This window comes from Mesorhizobium sp. B2-3-4 (assembly GCF_006442315.1).
GTDB lineage: Bacteria > Pseudomonadota > Alphaproteobacteria > Rhizobiales > Rhizobiaceae > Mesorhizobium.
In genome coordinates this window covers 17,768-35,968 of record NZ_VFVY01000028.1, presented here as the reverse complement: position 1 = coordinate 35,968, position 18,201 = coordinate 17,768, and the positions used below count along the sequence as shown (strand labels likewise).

At 64.1% G+C, this 18,201-nt stretch carries 16 protein-coding genes; 6 read left to right on the top strand and 10 right to left on the bottom strand.

What is annotated here, in order from left to right; all coding sequences use genetic code 11:
• Nucleotides 1–40: 40 nt before the first annotated feature.
• The 3 genes from FJ967_RS30460 to FJ967_RS30450 all read right to left on the bottom strand — a co-directional run bounded on the left by FJ967_RS30460 (nt 41) and on the right by FJ967_RS30450 (nt 2,058).
• The gene (locus FJ967_RS30460) at nt 41–469 is read right to left on the bottom strand and encodes a proton-translocating transhydrogenase family protein (RefSeq protein ID WP_181176199.1); all 429 of its coding nucleotides are present in this window, start codon (nt 467–469) and stop codon (nt 41–43) included.
• Nucleotides 466–1,746, bottom strand: a complete 1,281-nt coding sequence (locus FJ967_RS30455; RefSeq protein WP_140736015.1) for a Re/Si-specific NAD(P)(+) transhydrogenase subunit alpha — start codon at nt 1,744–1,746, stop codon at nt 466–468. Before FJ967_RS30455 ends, FJ967_RS30460 begins: the two co-directional genes overlap by 4 nt.
• 87 nt (nt 1,747–1,833) lie before the next feature.
• On the bottom strand, nt 1,834–2,058 hold the full coding sequence (locus tag FJ967_RS30450) for an aa3-type cytochrome c oxidase subunit IV (RefSeq protein WP_140736014.1): 225 nt from the start codon (nt 2,056–2,058) through the stop codon (nt 1,834–1,836).
• 260 nt (nt 2,059–2,318) lie between these two features.
• On the opposite strand from FJ967_RS30450, the gene FJ967_RS30445 reads away from it, so the two are divergent.
• Complete coding sequence (locus tag FJ967_RS30445; RefSeq protein ID WP_140736013.1) at nt 2,319–3,134, top strand: alpha/beta hydrolase; 816 nt, start codon at nt 2,319–2,321, stop codon at nt 3,132–3,134.
• A 5-nt stretch (nt 3,135–3,139) separates the two neighbouring features.
• Here FJ967_RS30445 and FJ967_RS30440 read toward each other — a convergent pair whose 3' ends face one another.
• From FJ967_RS30440 to FJ967_RS30415, 6 genes are all read right to left on the bottom strand, one after another.
• Nucleotides 3,140–3,289: a DUF3096 domain-containing protein gene (locus tag FJ967_RS30440; protein WP_140736012.1), complete on the bottom strand. Its 150-nt coding sequence runs from the start codon at nt 3,287–3,289 to the stop codon at nt 3,140–3,142.
• A 145-nt stretch (nt 3,290–3,434) separates the two neighbouring features.
• Nucleotides 3,435–4,070, bottom strand: a complete 636-nt coding sequence (locus FJ967_RS30435; protein WP_348643127.1) for a hypothetical protein — start codon at nt 4,068–4,070, stop codon at nt 3,435–3,437.
• 292 nt (nt 4,071–4,362) lie between these two features.
• A complete protein-coding gene (locus FJ967_RS30430) occupies nt 4,363–6,678 on the bottom strand; it encodes an EAL domain-containing protein (RefSeq protein WP_140736011.1) in 2,316 nt (771 codons plus the stop codon).
• A 92-nt stretch (nt 6,679–6,770) separates the two neighbouring features.
• Complete coding sequence (locus FJ967_RS30425) at nt 6,771–10,256, bottom strand: indolepyruvate ferredoxin oxidoreductase family protein (RefSeq protein WP_140736010.1); 3,486 nt, start codon at nt 10,254–10,256, stop codon at nt 6,771–6,773.
• Between the two features lie 220 nt (nt 10,257–10,476).
• Entirely contained in the window at nt 10,477–11,010 is a 534-nt protein-coding gene (locus FJ967_RS30420) for a hypothetical protein (RefSeq protein ID WP_181176198.1), read from the bottom strand.
• Complete coding sequence (locus FJ967_RS30415; RefSeq protein WP_140736008.1) at nt 11,003–11,611, bottom strand: CGNR zinc finger domain-containing protein; 609 nt, start codon at nt 11,609–11,611, stop codon at nt 11,003–11,005. The genes FJ967_RS30420 and FJ967_RS30415 overlap by 8 nt, the downstream gene beginning before the upstream one ends.
• Before the next feature lie 145 nt (nt 11,612–11,756).
• On the opposite strand from FJ967_RS30415, the gene FJ967_RS30410 reads away from it, so the two are divergent.
• The 5 genes from FJ967_RS30410 (at nt 11,757) to FJ967_RS30390 (ending at nt 16,923) form a co-directional block, all read left to right on the top strand.
• Nucleotides 11,757–12,662, top strand: coding sequence for a branched-chain amino acid ABC transporter permease (locus FJ967_RS30410; protein WP_140736060.1), 906 nt, complete (start codon nt 11,757–11,759; stop codon nt 12,660–12,662).
• Nucleotides 12,663–12,845: 183 nt separating this feature from the next.
• Nucleotides 12,846–13,451, top strand: a complete 606-nt coding sequence (locus FJ967_RS30405) for a TRAP transporter small permease subunit (RefSeq protein ID WP_140736007.1) — start codon at nt 12,846–12,848, stop codon at nt 13,449–13,451.
• Nucleotides 13,451–15,235: a TRAP transporter large permease subunit gene (locus tag FJ967_RS30400; RefSeq protein ID WP_140736059.1), complete on the top strand. Its 1,785-nt coding sequence runs from the start codon at nt 13,451–13,453 to the stop codon at nt 15,233–15,235. Before FJ967_RS30405 ends, FJ967_RS30400 begins: the two co-directional genes overlap by 1 nt.
• 13 nt (nt 15,236–15,248) lie before the next feature.
• Nucleotides 15,249–16,277 carry a zinc-dependent alcohol dehydrogenase family protein gene (locus tag FJ967_RS30395; protein WP_140736006.1) on the top strand — a complete coding sequence of 343 codons (1,029 nt, stop codon included), beginning with the start codon at nt 15,249–15,251 and terminating at the stop codon, nt 16,275–16,277.
• Nucleotides 16,278–16,548: 271 nt separating this feature from the next.
• Nucleotides 16,549–16,923 carry a VOC family protein gene (locus FJ967_RS30390; protein ID WP_140736005.1) on the top strand — a complete coding sequence of 125 codons (375 nt, stop codon included), beginning with the start codon at nt 16,549–16,551 and terminating at the stop codon, nt 16,921–16,923.
• A gap of 57 nt (nt 16,924–16,980) precedes the next feature.
• Here FJ967_RS30390 and FJ967_RS30385 read toward each other — a convergent pair whose 3' ends face one another.
• A complete protein-coding gene (locus FJ967_RS30385; protein WP_140736004.1) occupies nt 16,981–18,090 on the bottom strand; it encodes a TRAP transporter substrate-binding protein in 1,110 nt (369 codons plus the stop codon).
• Nucleotides 18,091–18,201 lie beyond the last annotated feature (111 nt).

Below are 18,201 nucleotides of genomic sequence, written 5' to 3'. Positions count from 1 at the left end.
CATCCCTCCTCCCAAAGGCCATGAGCGCGCCCGACCTGCCTCACTTGTCCTTTTTCTTGTACATCGCCAGCATGCGCTGGGTGACCAGGAAGCCGCCGAAGATGTTGACCGAGACCAGCATCAGCGCAACGAAACCGAAGCCGGCGGCGACGCCGGAGGCCGCGATGCCGACAGCGAGCAGCGCGCCGACGACGATCACCGAGGAGATGGCGTTGGTGACGGCCATCAGCGGCGTGTGCAAGGCAGGGGTCACCGACCAGACGACATAGTAGCCGACGAAAATAGCCAGCACGAAGATGGCGAAGCGGAACACGAAGGGATCGATGGCGCCGCCCGACAGCGCGTGCGCGGCATCACCCGCAGCGTCGGCGCCGCCCGGCGCGTTGGCCAGGTTCTGCACCGCGAGCCTGACGGCAGCACTTGCCTGGTCGAGCTGATCGAGGGCTTTCTGCAGGGTCTGATCCATCACGCGGTGCCTTTCGACTTTGGCGAGGAGGACTTGGATGCGGCAGGTTTCTTGGCTGTCGCTTTTTTCGGGGCGGCAGGTGTCGAAGCATCGGCCACCATGGTCGTGGCCGGGATCGCGGCCGGCTCGACATAAGGCTGCTGGTCGGCCTTGGCGAAGGCCGGATGAACGACCTTGCCGCCATCGGTCAGCATGGTGGCCTTGACCAGTTCGTCGTCACGCTTGATGGCAAGCGTTTTCGTCGTCTTGTCGACCAGCGTTTCGACAAAGGTGAAGAGGTTCTTGGCGTAGAGCAGCGACGCCGATGCGGCGATGCGGCCGGGCACATTGAGATGGCCGACGATCTTGACGTTGTTGGCGGTGGTGACGACTTTGCCGGCGTCAGCGCCCTCGACATTGCCGCCACGCTCGACGGCGAGATCGACGATGACCGAGCCCGGTTTCATCGAGGCGACCATGGCCGCGGAAACCAGCTTCGGCGCCGGCCGGCCGGGGATCAGCGCCGTGGTGATGACGATATCCTGCTTGGCGATGTGCTCCGATGTCAGCGCAGCCTGCTTGGCCTGATATTCCTTCGACATTTCCTTGGCATAGCCGCCTGCCGTCTCGGCCGCCTTGAACTCCTCGTCCTCGACCGCGAGGAACTTCGCGCCAAGCGAGGCGACCTGTTCCTTGGCGGCGGGGCGCACATCCGTGGCGGTGACGACCGCGCCGAGACGGCGCGCGGTGGCGATGGCCTGCAGCCCGGCGACACCGACGCCCATGATGAAGACTTTTGCCGCCGGCACGGTGCCGGCAGCGGTCATCATCATCGGCAAGGCGCGATCATATTCCGAAGCGCCGTCGATCACGGCCTGGTAGCCGGCAAGATTGGCCTGCGACGACAACACGTCCATCGACTGCGCGCGGGTGATGCGCGGCATGAATTCCATCGAGAAGGCGGTGACACCCGCCTTGGCCAAGGCCGCGACAGCGGCATCGTTGCCGTAGGGATCCATGATGGCGATCACTGCGGCGCCGGATTTGTAACTTTTCAGCTCGGCGTCCGTTGGCCTGCGAACCTTCAGCACGACATCGGCCCTGGCGACATCCGTGGCCTTGCCGATGACGGCACCTGCCTTGGCGAATTCCTCGTCCGGGATACGCGAACGGGTGCCGGCGCCGGTTTCGACGATCACGTCGAAGCCAAGGCCCGCCAGCCGCTTCACCGTATCGGGCGATGCCGCGACACGCGGCTCGTTCGCCTCAAGCTCGCGAGGAATGAAAACCGTCTGTCCCACCGCATGATCCTTTCGGCTGGAACCTGTCTGCGCGAAATGTCAACCGGGATATCCGGCTACGTCAACCGCAAGAGGGTTTTGGAAGGTCTATCGCAGAATGAAGGCGCCAACGGCCAGAATAAGCACGAACAGGATGGTCGCCGAGAAGAAGCCGCCCGCAAAGAAGCCGAAAGCCATTGCCAGAAGCAGCGCGCCGCAGAAGAGCGAGCCATATTTGGCCAGCGCCAGAAAGCCCGCATAGGTGCGGTCATGCTCGGCATAGTCCATCTTCGCGCCCAGCTCTACAGGACCGGTCGGCGTGTGCTCAGCCATAGGAATACCCCTTCGAAGACATCTTTCAGGCACATACCGAAAAGCCGGGCGGAGAGCAATGGCGCTATTGCCGCATCGCAGCCGACAACTGCCTCAAGGGAAAATTGAAACTGCGGCCGATCGCCTTGCCTGACGGGCACCTGTCGCCGCCGGCCACCGGCGTTACGGGTAAGCCCGATTGAACCTGCTGTGAGAATTTGGCGATTCAGGAGGACGCCGCGCAGGGCTATCGTCGCGGAACGAACTTGGTTGGTGAAGCCATGACAACGCCCACACAGACATTTGACTGGGATGGCACGATCATCGCATGGGGAAGCGTCGGCTCGGGCCCTCCGATCGTTCTCGTGCATGGCACGCCGTTCTCCTCGCATGTCTGGCACCGGGTCGCGCCTGAATTGGCGCGCGACCATACGCTGTATTTCTACGATCTTCCCGGTTACGGGCGATCCGACAAGCGGGAAGGCCAGGACGTTTCGCTCGGCATCCAGAATGGCGCACTGGCGGCAATTCTGGCTTTTTGGAAACTCGACCGGCCGAAAGTCGTCGCCCATGATTTCGGCGGCGCCACCGCCTTGCGTGCCCATCTCATCGACGGCTGCGACTATGACAGGTTGTTGCTGATCGATCCGGTAGCGGTGCGGCCCTGGGGGTCGCCTTTTGTACAGCACGTGCGGCAACACCAAGCCGCCTTCGCGGGCGTGCCGGAATACATCCAGGCGGCGATCCTGAAAGCCTATGTTTCGGGCGCCGCGTTCAAGCCTTTGTCGGACAGCGAACTGGAGCCCTACATCGCGCCGTGGACAGGGCCGGTGGGCCAGCCCGGTTTCTATCGGCAGATCGCCCAGATGGATCAGCGTTTCACCGACGAGGTCGAACCGCTCTATGCGAACCTGCGCTGCCCGGTGGCCTTGCTATGGGGACAAGAAGATCGCTGGATCCCGCCGCGGAACGGCCACAGGCTGGCGGCCATGCTGCCGGGTTGCGCCTTGACGCTCGTCCCCGGCTCCGGCCACCTGATGCAGGAAGACGCGCCCGAAGCGATCGTGGCCGCGGCGCTGCGTTTCTTCAGCGACTGAAGGCCTCAGCCGGCAAGGTGCGGGAACAGGCCGAGCAGCCCCACGACAATCAGATAGAGCGCGACGATGTAGTTCAGCAGCCGCGGCATGATGAGGATCAGCACGCCCGCTATCAGCGAGATGAGCGGCGTGAGGGCAAGCTGGGAAACATGCATGTCGTTGTCCTTTCCAGAAGCGACGGCACCAATCCCGCTGATGCCGCCACTCACAACGCGCTCGGGCCTGGAAAGCTCCCTCGCGACGCGCGGCTCGCACCGCACGCGGCCATGGCGACGATCGGTCTGGGACGGTCCTGCGCGCTCAGGCCGCCTCGAAATACTTGGCGGTCGGCAGAATGGTCAGCGGCGCCAGTTCACCCCTCTTGGGGCGCTGGAAAAGCATGCGCTGCTCGAACGCCGTGGAATGGAAGAACGGGAAACGATCGAGCGTCGCCTGCATGTTCTCGGAGCATTTAGACTGGAACAGATGCACCGGAACGGTAAGGCCGGGATAGTTCCGTGGCGGCACGGCCTGCTCGGAACGGAAGATGCGATGATAGAACGCCGAATGCTCTTCCTTGATCGCCGTCAGGCAATAGGTCGGCTTGAAGTGGCTGCAGGCGACCACCGCCAGCCTCAGCGTGATGTAGGGCAGCACCCGCAGGCTGCTCGACCATTCGAGATCGGCGGCGAACCGGCTCGGGTCGACGAAAGTCTCGCCGGACGCCAGACGCCGCGCCAGCACATCGCCGAAAACATCGGTGCTGGGTGACACTGGATATCGCGCGCTGGCGTAGTGGATTCTGATGGTGCTGACGAGCGTGCCGTCGAAGAAGACGCCAAACCGATAAGAATTGGGAAGATCGTCGAAGCTGTCCTTCACCATGCGCGAAGCATCCGGCTTCACCATGCCAGCATGAAGATAGGAATTGTAGCGAAGCCTGTATATCGCTTCCAAATCCTCTGCGCCGTCGCAAAGGCGATACTCAACGTGCTCCAGAACATCCATGATGTGATCTGAGAACACCGAGGGACGATTCTTATCCCTGCTCGACGCCGCCGCCAGGGGCGTACCCAACAACTTGTTTTCCATTTGGTCCTCGCACCACCGCACAAGGACAATAGCGAAGCGCGGGAAGAACCAGAAGCAAAATTGCGAGCTTTCGCGTTTACCCTAAATTAACGTTAACAAATGGTAAACCACGAACACGAGCCGGCTGGCGGCCTACGCCAATGATTGCAAAGCGATGTCAGGTGGTGGCGCGCTTGCGGGCCGGCGCCAGTTCGGCGGCGAAGGGCCAAGTCACATTGGACATGGTTTCAATGCCTGACGCGCTGAGCGCCGCGCCGAAGAGGAAACCCTGGACCAGATCCGGCTTTACCGAATGCAGAAGAACCTTGAGCTGCTCGAACGTCTCGACGCCTTCGATGGTGACGGTGAGCCCCAGGATGCGGGTCAGGTCGACGACGCCCTTCAGCAGCTCGAGCGAGCGCGGATTCTGGGTGACATCCATCACGAACGACCGATCGATCTTGATCTTGTCGAGCGGCAGCTTGTGGAGATAGCTCAGGCTCGAGTAGCCGGTACCGAAATCGTCGAGGGCGATGCGAACGCCAAGCTGCTTCAGTTCCTCGATATATTGGCGCGTCAGCGATTTGTCGTCGAGCAGCGCGGTTTCGGTGACCTCGATCTCGAGGCGGCCGGCGGCAAGGCCCGAGCTGGCCAACGCATCGCGGACCTTCTGGATGACGTCGCGGTTGCGGAAATCCCGCGCCGAAAGGTTGACCGAGACGCTGGTCTGGTCCGGCCATTTGGCGCATTCCGTGCAAGCCGCCTGAAGCACGAAGGTGCTGATTTCGGAAATGATGCCCATTTCCTCGGCCAGCGGAATGAAGATGCCGGGCGAAATCGGCCCGAGATCGGGATGGTCCCAGCGGCAAAGCGCCTCGCAACTGGCGATGCGCATTGTGTTCATCGCCACGATCGGCTGGTAGACGACCCGCAGGTCCTTGCTTTCGACGGCGCTGCGCAGGTCCGCCTTCATCAGCTGGCGGTTGCGGAACGCGGCGTCCATCGCGGCCTCGAACAGCCGCCAACCGTTCTTGCCAAGTTCCTTGGCCTTGTAGAGCGCCAAATCCGCCTTGACGATCATGGCGTCCACATCGGTCCCGCCGACCTTGGACAGGACGGCACCCGCGCTGGCCTGGATTCGCAGCCCATGACCCGCGACGTCGACCTCTCCCTGCAGCTCGGCGAAAATCAGGTCGAGCAGGCTTGCCAGGTGGCTTTCGTCCTCGATGCGGTCGAAGAACAGCATGAACTCGTCACCACCGAAGCGGCTCACGGTGAGGCCTTGCCCGGCTATGGCCGCCAGCCGCTCGGCAACGGCGTAAATCAACCCGTCTCCGACAGGATGGCCGAGCGTGTCGTTGACGCTCTTGAAATCATCGAGATCGACGACGGCGAGGCCGCACAGGCGATCGCGGTCGCCGGAGGCCATCAACTCACCGACCAGTTCATGGAAGTAAGCGCGATTCGGAAGGCCCGTGAGGTTGTCGTAGCGCGCCATGAAGCGGATCTTTTCCTCGGCTTCGACACGCGCCGTGACATCCTCGAAGGTGATGACACCCAGTTCCTGGTTGCCTTCGCGGGCCGAGAATTCGAAGTGCTGGCCGTTGGAGAAGGAGACCAGCACCTTGCGATCGCGCCCCTCGCGCAGCGCACGCGTCAACTGCGCCTCGACATAGCGGCAGTCCTTCGGCGCCAGCATGCCGCCGGCAACGCCGCGCAGCAGCAAGGAATGGATCGACCGCCCGAGCAGCTGGTCAGGCGATTTGAGCGACATCAGGCGGGCGGCCTCGGCATTGCCGACGACGACCTTGCCGTCGGGACCGAGCATGACCAGGCCGTGCGACATGGTGTTCAAGGCGCGATTGAAGCGCTGCGCGATCTGCCGCGCCTGCTTGTGTCCGACAACGGCCGAAAACAACACGTTGCGGACGTGGTCGGCGCTGCCCTTGATGATGAACATGAACGGAATGATCAACAGGCCGAGCACGACATAGGGGACGTCGAATCTGAGGATGAGCGCGGCGGCGATCGGCCCGACGAAGGTGATCGCGAAGATCATGACCATGCGCGGCGAACCGTAATTGCGGCCGACGACGGTCACCAGCGAGGACAGCGTTACGGACAGCGCCCCGATTTCGGCATAGGAATCCGAGTAGACATAGATGGAGATAAAGCAGAAAAGCCCCAGCAGCAGCCCTTGCAGGCTGCCTTTCAGGATGTATTCACGCTCCCACTTGGTCGCGTCCGCGGCATCGCGCATCTCGGCGCCCGAGCGGTGAAACCGCCGCAGGCTGAAGTAGCGCCAGACACCGATGCCGAGCATCGCGCCGGCGAGAACCAGGAAGATGGGCTGGCCGTTGCGCCAGTACACCATGAGGCTGATCACAGCGTGGCAAAGTGCGCCGATGACCAGCATATGCGCGTTGTCGAACAACGAGCGCACAAACTGGATATAAACATCCACAGGGATGTTATCGGTTTTTGTTCTGCCCATTACTGGCGCCCAATGAGCCCCAGCCTTGGCATAGTCCCATTAAAAAACCTTTAGCTTGGGCTGAAACGCCTGATTTTTGGGCGTTTCTTGGTTCACTCGGCGGCCTGGAGTTCCGGCCTTGCCGAAGCCGCCGCCAGGCGATCGAGCAACCGGCGGCGCTCGGCCGCCGCTTTTTCGGCGCTGGCCTGGCGGACATGGCCATAGCCGCGGATCAGCGCCGGGACCGAGACCAGGGCTGTCGCGGCCTCGATTTTGCCCGGTGCCAGCGAACCGGCGACCAGTTCGAGATCGGCCTCGTACTGCGCCAGCAATTGCCGCTCCATGCGCCGCTCGGCGGTGTAGCCGAAGAGGTCGAAAACGGTGCCGCGCAGGCCCTTCAACGCCGCCAGCAGGCGAAAGCCCTTCATCATCCACGGACCGAAGCTCGACTTCCTCGGTTTGCCGTCATTGCCGCGGCGGCCCATGATCGGCGGCGCGAGATGGAATTCGAGCTTCTCGTAGCTCTGGAACTGCTTGCCAAGCTCGGCGGCGAAAGAGCCATCGGTGTAGAGCCGGGCCACCTCGTATTCGTCCTTGATCGCCATCAGCTTGAACAGGCTCTTGGCGGCGGCCTCGGCCACGGCGGTCGAACCCGGTACGGCTTTGGTCTCCGCCGCGCGCAAGGCGGCGATCCTGTCGGTGTAACGCCTGGCATAGGGCGCGTTCTGATAGGCGGTGAGGAAGGCGGCGCGGCGGGCGATGATCTCGTCGAGCGTCTCGGCGGCAGGGGCAGCCTTCCCGGCGACGGCCTGACCCGGCTGGGCGACGAGGCCGCGCACGAAATCAGGCTGATGGGCGGCACGGCGGCCCCAGCGGAAGGCGGCGATGTTCATCGCCACCGCCTCGCCATTCAATTCGATAGCCTTTTCAACGGCTTCAGCCGAGAGCGGCAGGCCACCATGCTGGAAGGCAAATCCGAGCATGAACATGTTGGCGCCGAGCGAATTGCCGAACAGGGCGGTTGCGGTTCGGGTGGCGTCGAAGAAATGCGCCTTGTCGTCGCCGGCGGCGGCACGGATCGCCTTTTTCAGGCGCTCGACCGGCAGCGAGAAATCGGCCGAGCGGGCGAACTCGCCGGGCATGATCTCGGCGGTGTTGGCGAGGAAGATCGTATGGCCCTCGCGCACCGCCGTCAGCACCTTCTTGGCGCCCGACACGACGAGATCGCAGCCAAGCACGAGATCGGCCTTGCCGGCCGAAACGCGGATGGCATGGATATCATCGGGCGTGCGGGCGATGCGGACATGGGTGAAGACCGAGCCGCCCTTCTGGGCAAGGCCGGCCATGTCGATCATGCCGCAGCCCTTGTCCTCTAGATGCGCGGCCATGCCAAGCACGGCGCCCACGGTGACGACGCCGGTGCCGCCGACGCCGTCGATGATCGCCGCCCAGCCCTCGACGCCGAGCGGGAATTCGGCCGGCGCCGGCACGCCTTCGAGCGGATCGGTTCCGCCGGCGAGGCCTTCAGCCTTGCGGATCCTGGCGCCATGCACGGTGACGAAGGATGGACAGAAGCCGTTGACGCAGGAGAAATCCTTGTTGCAGCTCGACTGGTCGATCTTGCGCTTGCGGCCGAACTCGGTCTCGACCGGCTGGATCGAGACGCAATTCGACTGCACGCCGCAATCGCCGCAGCCTTCGCAGACCAGTTCGTTGATGAAGACGCGCTTGTCGGGGTCGGGAAAAGTGCCGCGCTTGCGGCGGCGACGCTTTTCGGCGGCGCAGGTCTGGTCGTAGAGCAGGATCGAAACGCCCTTGACGTCGCGCAGCTCGCGCTGGACGAGGTCGAGGTCGTCGCGATGATGAATGGTGGCGCCGCTGGGGAATTCGGCCTTCCCCGCATATTTGCCGGGCTCGTCGGTGACGATGGCGATGCGGTCGACGCCTTCGGCGCGCACCTGCCTGGCGATCATGTCCACCGTCAGGCCGCCCTCATGCGGCTGGCCGCCGGTCATGGCGACCGCATCGTTATAGAGGATCTTGTAGGTGATGTTGGCCTCGCTCGACAAGGCGAAGCGGATCGCCAGCGTGCCGGAATGGTTGTAGGTGCCGTCACCGAGATTCTGGAAGATATGGTCGCGTTTTGAAAATGGCGCCTGGCCGACCCATTGCGCGCCCTCGCCGCCCATGGCGGTGAAGCCCAGCGTGTTGCGGTCCATCCACAGCGCCATGAAGTGGCAGCCGATGCCGGCCGCGGCGATCGAGCCGTCCGGCACCTTGGTCGAGGAATTGTGCGGACAGCCCGAACAGAAGAAGGGCGTGCGCGAGCCGATGTCGGTGGCGTCGGCCAGCATCGCCTGGAACTGGCGCAGCTTCGCGACCCTTGCCGAAATCTCCTCGGACGGGCCGATGGTCTTGACGATCCTCTCGCCAAGCGCGATGGCGATCTCGTTCGGGTCGAGCGCGCCCTTGGCCGGAAACAGCCAGTCGCCGCGCTCGTCCTTCTTGCCGATAATGACCGGCTGCGAGGCCGTGCCGTAGAGGCTCTCGCGCAGTTGCACCTCGATCAGCGAGCGTTTCTCCTCGACGACGACGATGGTGTCGAGACCGCGCGCGAACTCGGCGATGTGCTGCAGGTCGAGCGGCCATGGGCAGCCGACCTTGAACAGCCTGATACCGATACGGTTGGCGGCGGCCTCGTCGACGCCGATATCCTCCAGCGCCTGGCGAACGTCGAGATAGCTCTTGCCCAGCGTGATGACGCCGAGTTTCGGATTGCGGCCGCCCGAATAGACGATGCGGTTCAGCCCATTGGCATGGATGAAGGCGGAGGCCGCGGCACGCTTGTGCTCGTGCAGTCGCTCCTCCTGGCCGAGCATGTCGATCTCGTGGCGGATGTTGAGGCCGCCCGGCGGCATGTCGAACTCCGGGACGACGATGTTCAACCGTTCGAGTGAGGCATCGACCGAAGCCGTCGATTCGATGTTGTCCTTGACGCATTTGATCGCCGCCCAGGTGCCGGCGAAGCGCGACATGGCAAAGCCGTACAGGCCGTAGTCGATGATTTCCTGCACGCCGGCCGGGTTGAGGATCGGCACCATGGTGTCTACGAACAGGAACTCGGTGGCATGCGCATTGGTCGAGGATTCGGCCATATGGTCGTCGCCCATCAGCGCAAGGACGCCGCCATGCCTGGACGAGCCGGCGAGATTGGCATGGCGGAACACATCGCCCGAGCGATCGACGCCGGGGCCTTTGCCGTACCAGACCGAGAACACACCATCATGGGTGCCCTCACCGAGCAGTTCCGTCTGCTGCGAGCCCCAGCAGGCGGTGGCTGCAAGTTCCTCGTTGAGGCCGGGCTGAAAGACGATGTCGGCCTGGGCGAGCTGTTTCTTCGCTTTCCAGAGCTGCATGTCGAGCCCGCCGAGCGGCGAGCCGCGATAGCCGGAGACGAAGCCGGCCGTGTTCAAGCCGGCGCGGCGGTCGCGCTCACGCTGCATCAGGAGCATGCGGATGACCGCCTGCGCGCCGGACAGGAAGATGCGCTCCTTTCCGAGATCGAACTTGTCGTCGAGCGCGACGTCATGCAGCGTCATCAGGTATTTCCTCTGCGAAGGCAGCGCGGGGGATGCGGCCAACGTCGGGGTCGGATGACGCATCCTTTCTCCCCTTGCAAGGCAGGTCAAACAAAATCGCAGGGACCAGCCAACGCGCAACAAACGGTCCGGCGGACACGGAAATGCGCATCAAAGCGCGTTTCCATGCCCCGGCGGCGCAGGAAAATTCCAGTGGAATCGGGATGTTGCCGGAAAGTCGTCAGCCGGCCTTCGAACAGTCCGGCTTCGGTTCGCCCGGCAGCTTGCCGTCGGGATGGCCGGCGAGGTCGGGGTTGGCGGTGTAGAGCTGGTCGATGACCAGCGGCCGGTCGGGCAGGATCGACTGATCTTCCGTCGACATCAGCGTGGTGTCGATGGTCTGCAGCACGGCACCGTCGGCGTCCTTGATATCGATGGCGATCGCATAGGGCTTGTTCTTGACGATACAGGTCAGCGCCGGGCTCTCCAGGCTCACCTTGTCGAGCTTGGGCCAGATCTTCTGCTCGACCACCAAGGGGGCGCCGCCGGCAGGATTCTGGAAGCTGGCGACCGCCACCTGGCCGTCTCCCATCGGCCGCAACGGGCGCAGCGTCACGACATAGGTCGCCCGGGCAAGGCGATAGTTGAAAACGAATATCTTGCCCGAGACCTCGAACAGCTTGCCTGCGCCGCCGGTATCGCGGCAGGCGCCAAGCGCGATCGACGCGACCAGCGCCGCGCCAAGGACGATCGAACGGAGGAGATTTCTAGGCATTTCTGACCTCATTGGTCGCCTTGCGGCGGCGATAGTGACGGCTTGCCTTCTGCCGGTTGCCACAGACCGCCATGTCGCACCAAAGGCGGCTGGAATTGCGGCTTCTGTCGACGAACAGCCAGGTGCAGTTGGGACAGATTCTCAGCCTGGCGACCGTGTCGTCGCGCAACAAGGACAGCGCCGAAACCGCCAGCGCCGCCTCGAAGGCGATCGGCGTCGCCGGATCCCCGAACGGCCGCTCCGTGATACCTATCTCGGTCGCGCCGCCGGCCAGGCCGTCGGCGCAGGCCCGCAGGAACTCAGGCAGATCGGCGGTTGCCAGCGCGCCGTTCGAGACCGCGCCGCGAAACAGCCGGTCGGTCGCTTCGCGGATCGACAGCACGACGGGCGCGATAGCCGCCGGCGAGGACGCCACCAGCTCCCTGCCGCCAAGCTCGGCGGCGCGATAGCCGCTGGCCGCCTCGGCGAAGCGGCCGATCTCGGCCGGATCGGCGAAGCGGTCGAACATGCGTTGAGGATCGCCGCGCAACACGACGGTGTTGGCCGTGTCGAGTGCGAGCAGGCCGCCGGTAAAGCGGTGTGGGGTCCAGGCAACCGTCATTTCCCGGAAATCTAACCGATAAATCGTGTTTGACAAGTTAGATTCGGAGATGCAAACCTCCGATGCGCACGGTATCGTCGTCTCTGTCTCGGGCGTTCCGCCACCCGCTCCGCGCTTGGGCGGCACGCTTCTGGTGTTGTTGAGCATGCTCTATTTCTTCCAGCAGGTGCTGAACGGGCTGCATTCAGGCGCGCTCTACGCGCTACTTGCCTTCGGCTACGTGCTGACCAACGGTATCCTTCACCGCACCAACCTTGCCTATGGCGCGCTGTTCGCCTTCTGCGGCCAGACGATGATCCTGACTGTCGCCTTCGGCTACCAGGCGCTGTGGCTGACGCTGCTGGCCTCGGTGGCGCTCGGTGTCGTCGCGGCCTTGCTCTACGCGGCGCTTATCAGCCATGTCCTGTCGCGCAGCGTCTTCGAGCCGTTGGCCGACCGTACGCCCAACGCCATCGTGGTGACGACGCTCGGCATCCTGCTCGTCCTGTCGGAAGCGAGCCGCATCGCCGCCGACACGCATGATCTGTGGCTGCCGCCAATGCTGGCCGAGCCGATCGTTTTCGCCGAGGCCGCCGGCTTCAAGGCGACGCTGACCCTCATCCAGCTGCTCGACTGCGCGGTGGTCCTGGCGGCGGTCGCGCTCGCCACCTGGGCCTTCGCCCGCTCGAATTTCGGCCGGTGCTGGCGCGCCGTCTCCGACGACCCCCGGGCAGCAGCCCTGTGCGGCGTCGACGTGCGCAAGGTGTTCCGGCGTGCCGTGCTTCTAGGCGGCCTGTGCGCCGCGCTGGCCGGTGTCATGGCCAGCCTCTACTACGGCAATGTCAGCTTTGGTTCCGGCCTTGTCTACGGGCTGAAAATCCTGTTCGTGACCTCGGTCGGCGGCTATCTGTCGCCATCACGCGCGGCACTGGGCGCGGCTGCCTTCGGCATGGCCGAATCGCTATGGGCCGGCTATTTTCCGATCGAATGGCGCGACGGGTGGATGTACCTGTTCCTTGTCGCCATGCTGATCCTGATCGGCGCCGGCCGCGACCAGACCAAGATCGCCTGACGCCATCAGACTTTGGTTGCATGACGCCTCGTCATGCCGCGGTTTTCCACGGTCCCTTGCCGACCGGCGGATCGCACGGGCCCTGCTCGTGTTGACCAACCGGACCACGCACTGCATACCGTTGGACCAGGCAGCGCAACACGAGGGGGGATCGGGCGCGCCGCCGGCACCAGGGAGGAATGCATGGCAGGGCTTCTCGCTCTCTCCAGAACGATCGACCGTATGAACGAATTCATCGGCAGATGGATCTCCTGGCTGATCCTGCTGGCGATCCTGGTGAGCGCAGGCAATGCCGTGATCCGCAAGGTGTTCGACACATCCTCCAACGCATGGCTGGAATTACAGTGGTACCTGTTCGGCGCCGCCTTCATGCTGGCCGCCGCCTACACGCTGAAGCAGAACGAGCACATCCGCATCGACATCGTCTACGGCCTGTTCCCGCGCCGCGTGCAGCACTGGATCGACCTTCTCGGCCACCTCTTCTTCCTGATGCCCTTCGTGACGCTGATGGTGATCTATTTCGTTCCCTATGTGTCGCTCTCGTTCCGCAGCGGTGAAATGTCCACCAATGCCGGCGGGCTGATCATCTGGCCGGCCAAGGCCATCCTGCTGGTCGGCTTCTTCCTGTTGGCGCTGCAGGGAATCTCCGAAATCATCAAGAAGATCGCCATCATGCGCGGCGACATGGATGATCCTAACCCGTTCATCTCGGCGCATGAGCAAGCGGAGCTGGAGGCGAAGGCACTCGCCGACGATGCCAAGGCGCTCGCCCAGGAGGCGCGCCCGTGATCGAATTCATCGCCCAGAACATGGCGCCGATCATGTTCGCCTCGCTGATCGTCTTCCTGCTGATCGGCTACCCCGTCGCCTTTTCGCTCGCCGCCAACGGCTTGCTGTTCTTCTTCATCGGCGTGCTGGTTTCGCCCTATTCAGGCGGCTCGATCAATCTTGCCTGGCCGTTGCTGCACGCCCTGCCGGACAATTTCTACGGCAGCCGGGTGATGTCCAACGACACGCTGCTGGCGATCCCGTTCTTCACATTCATGGGCATCGTGCTCGAACGATCGGGTATGGCAGAGGACCTGCTCGACACGATCGGCCAGCTGTTCGGCCCCATTCGCGGCGGCCTCGCCTACGCGGTGATCTTCGTCGGCGCGCTGCTCGCCGCCACGACCGGCGTGGTTGCGGCATCGGTCATCGCCATGGGGCTGATCTCGCTGCCGATCATGCTGCGCTACGGCTATGACCGGCGGCTGGCGTCGGGCGTCATCGCCGCGTCGGGCACGCTCGCCCAGATCATCCCGCCCTCGCTGGTGCTGATCGTGCTTGCCGACCAGCTTGGCCGGTCGGTCGGCGACATGTATGCCGGCGCGCTGATCCCCGGCCTCGTGCTCACCGGCCTCTACATGCTCTATATCCTGATCATGTCGATCGTCCGGCCGAATTCGATGCCGGCGCTGCCGCTGGAGGCCCGCACGCTCGGCCATGGCGTGCTGTCGCTGCTGGTCGCGCTTCTCGTGACCGGCGCGGTCTCATACGCGGCCTACCGTTATCTCGAGCCAGCCCATGGCGACAATGCCGACATTCTTGGCGCCTGCGTCGGTGTGCTCCTGATCTATCTGGTGGCGGTCGCCGACCAGCGGCTCAGTTTCAACATGATGTCGCGGCTGGCACAGCAGGTGATCATCGTTTTGATCCCGCCGCTGGCGCTGATCTTCCTGGTGCTCGGCACCATCTTCCTCGGCATCGCCACGCCGACCGAGGGTGGTGCCATGGGCGCGGTCGGCGCCCTGGCGATGGCGGCGATCAAGGGCCGGCTGTCGATGGACGTGGTCAAGCAGGCGCTGGCGTCGACGACGAGGCTGTCATCCTTCGTGCTGTTCATCCTGATCGGCGCGCGCGTCTTCTCGCTGACCTTTTACGGCGTCAACGGCCATCTGTGGGTCGAGCATCTCCTGACCTCGCTGCCGGGCGGCGAGGTCGGCTTCCTGATCGGGGTCAACATCCTGGTCTTCGTGCTGGCCTTCTTCCTCGATTTCTTCGAGCTGGCCTTCATCATCGTGCCGCTGCTGGCGCCGGCGGCCGACAAGCTCGGCATCGACCTGATCTGGTTCGGCGTGCTTCTGGGCGTCAACATGCAGACCTCCTTCATGCATCCGCCCTTCGGCTTCGCGCTGTTCTACCTGCGTTCGGTCGCCGCCCGCGTGCCCTATCTGGACCGCCTCACCGGCAAGCAGATCGCGCCGGTCACCACCGGCCAGATCTACTGGGGCGCGGTGCCGTTCGTCTGCATCCAGGTGATCATGATCGGGCTCACCATCGCCTTCCCGCAGATGGTGATGCACTACAAGGGCACGGCAGTCGATCCAGGCACCATCGACTACAAGGTGCCCGAGGTGCCCGGCCTCTCGCCGCTCGGCGCGCCCGATGGCGGAGCTCCCGCCAATGGCGCATCCGTACCGGCCGCGCCCGGAACACCCGACCTGTCGCAGCCGCCGAATTTCGGCGATGCGCCACCGACCAAGCCGGCGACGCCCGCGCCGGACCTGTCGCAACCACCGAATTTCAACTGATGGGAGCCGCGCCATGAAAGCCGTGCGGCTGGAAGCGGTGGGCAGCATCGCCCTGCGCGAGCTCGCCAAACCTTCTCCCGGGCCGGACGACCTCCTGGTGCGGATAGAGGCTTGCGGTGTTTGCGGCACCGACCGCCATCTGTTCCACGGCGAATTCCCCTGCAAGCCGCCGGTGACGCCCGGACACGAATTCTCCGGCATTATCGAAGCCGTCGGCTCCAGCGTCTGCGGCTTCTCGATCGGCGACCGTGTCACCGGCGATCCCAACATCGCCTGCGGGCGCTGTAGCCACTGCCATGCCGGCCGCGTCAATCTGTGCAGCAATCTCACCGCCATCGGCATCCACCGCGACGGCGGCTTTGCCGACTATGTGGTGATGCCGCAGAAACAGGCGTTCATCCTGCCGGCGAGCCTGAAACCGACACATGGCGCGTTCTGCGAGCCGCTCGCCTGCTGCCTGCACGGCGTTGACCTCGCGGGGATCAAGCCCGGCAGTTCGGTTGTCGTGCTCGGCGGCGGCGTCATCGGCCTGCTCACCGTGCAATTGGCCAGGCTTGCGGGCGCCACGACCATCATCCTGTCGACCAGGCAGGCGTCGCGACGCGACCTTGCCAGGGAGCTCGGCGCGACAGTGACGGTCGACCCCACGGCCACCAATGTCATCGACGCCATCGCCGCGCCGGCCGGACTGGCGCCTGGCGGCGCGGACGTGGTTTTCGAATGCGCCGGCGTGCGGGAAACCGTCGAGCAGTCGATGCGGATCGCCAGGGCCGGAGGCACCGTGGTCATTGTCGGCGTGACGCCGCAAGGCATGAAGGCAGAGTTCGAGCCCTTCGATCTTCTGTTCCGCGAATTGAAGGTCCTTGGCTCCTTCCTCAACCCCTACACCCACGGCCGGGCGGCCGAGCTCATCGCCTCGGGCGCGATCGAGGTCGACCGGCTGATTTCGCGGCAGGTGGCGCTGGAGGAAGCGCCGGCCGTGATCGCCAATCCACCGGCTCCGGGCGAGGTCAAGGTGCTCGTGGTGCCGGGCCATGCCTGAGCCACCGATTGCGGCGGTCCGCTTGCCGTCTCGCCGCCGATCGGCTATCCAGCCAGCGCCGAAAAAGACATGGCCGGTTCGGTAGTCCGGTCTCTCCCGTTCTCGAACGGGGGCCTGTTCGCCGCATGGTTGTGCGTGAGAACCCGCGGCCGGCAAGCGAGGCGAACGCCCGTGGGCCGGCTGGGTCATGTCCGGTTGTCCATGCCCTCGCCGCTCTTCACGGTCCACAGCCAAGCCTGTCCGCCTTCAACCAGCGACAGGATTGAGACTCATGAAACTGAACCACGCCAATCTCGTCACATCGGAAGTCGCCGCCCTTGCCGGCGTCTTCACCAGCCATTTCGGCTTCGAACTCCTTGCCATGCGCGGCAAGGATGCCTTCGCCGTGCTGCGCGGCGCCGACGGCTTCGTCCTCAACCTTATGATCCCAGGCAAGGGAGAAACCGCGACCTATCCCGACGGTTTCCACGTCGGCTTCTTTGTCGACAATCCGGAGCTTGTGCGCCGGAAGCGGACCGAGCTTGCCGAGGCCGGCCTCGCGCCGGGCGAGGTCCAGGAATTGACGCGCGGCAGCGGCAACACGACGACCTTCTACTGCTCTGTCCCAGGTAGGATTCTCATCGAAGTCAGTGCCTCACGAGCCTGAAAAGAAAGACCCCGGACGAGCGTCGTCCGGGGTCTTTCGAAATGAAGGACGGGAAGCCTACAGCTTGCCGTTGCGCTGCTGGACCATCATGAAGGTGTCGTAGTTGTATTCGGCGACCTGCGCCCAGAGATAGTGCTCCTTGCGGAAGCCCTTGATCGATTCCCAGATCTTCTTGAACGGCGCGTTCGAGGCTTCCATTTCGGTATAGACCTCGTTGGCCTTCTCGAAGCAGGCGGCCATGATCTCCTGGCTGAACGGACGCAGCTTGGCGCCGCCGGCCACCAGCCGCTTCACCGCGGGCGGGTTCACATAGTCGTATTTCTGCAGCATGTCGGCGTCGGCGGCCTGCGCAGCGGTGCGCAACAGCGATTTGTACGTCGGCGAAAGTTCTTCGTATTTCGCCTTGTTGAACATCAGATGGACGGTCGGGCCGCCTTCCCACCAGCCGGGATAGTAGTAATAGGGCGCGACCTTGTAGAAGCCCAACTTCTCATCGTCATAGGGGCCGACCCATTCGGCGGCGTCGATCGTGCCCTTTTCCAGCGCCGGATAGATGTCACCGCCGGCGATCTGCTGCGGCACGACGCCGAGCTTCTGCACCACCTTGCCGGCAAAGCCGCCGATGCGCATCTTGAGGCCGGAGAGATCGGCCACCGTATTGATTTCCTTGCGGAACCAGCCACCCATCTGCACGCCGGTGTTGCCTCCCGGCAGGCCGAACAGGCCTTGCGTGGCGAGAAATTCGTTGAACAGGTCGATGCCGCCGCCGTGGTAATGCCAGGCATTCATGCCGCGCGCGTTGAGCGAGAAGGGAACCGCGGCACCCAGCGCCCAGGTCGGGTCCTTGCCCCAGTAGTAATATGCCACCGTGTGGCAGGCCTCGACGGTGCCGGCCGTGGTGGCGTCGGCGGCCTGCAGGCCGGGAACGAGCTCGCCGGCGGCAAAGACCTGGATCTGGAAATTGCCGTCCGTGGCTTCCGACAGCATCTTGGAGAACACTTCGGCGCCGCCATAGATGGTGTCGAGCGACTTCGGGAAGGACGACGCCAGCCGCCATGTCACCTTGGGGTTGGACTGGGCGATGGCAGGCGCGGCAAGCGTGGCGGCGGCCGCGGCGGCGCCGACGCCGGTGACGCCGGCCCTGCGGATGAATGAACGACGATCCATGAGGTCCTCCGTTTTGGATCAACAGACCGACACAGGGACATCCTCCGTACCCGCATCGGCTCGCGAAACAATACACGGGCAGGGAGTCGAGTCCAGCACGGCGGCCGGATT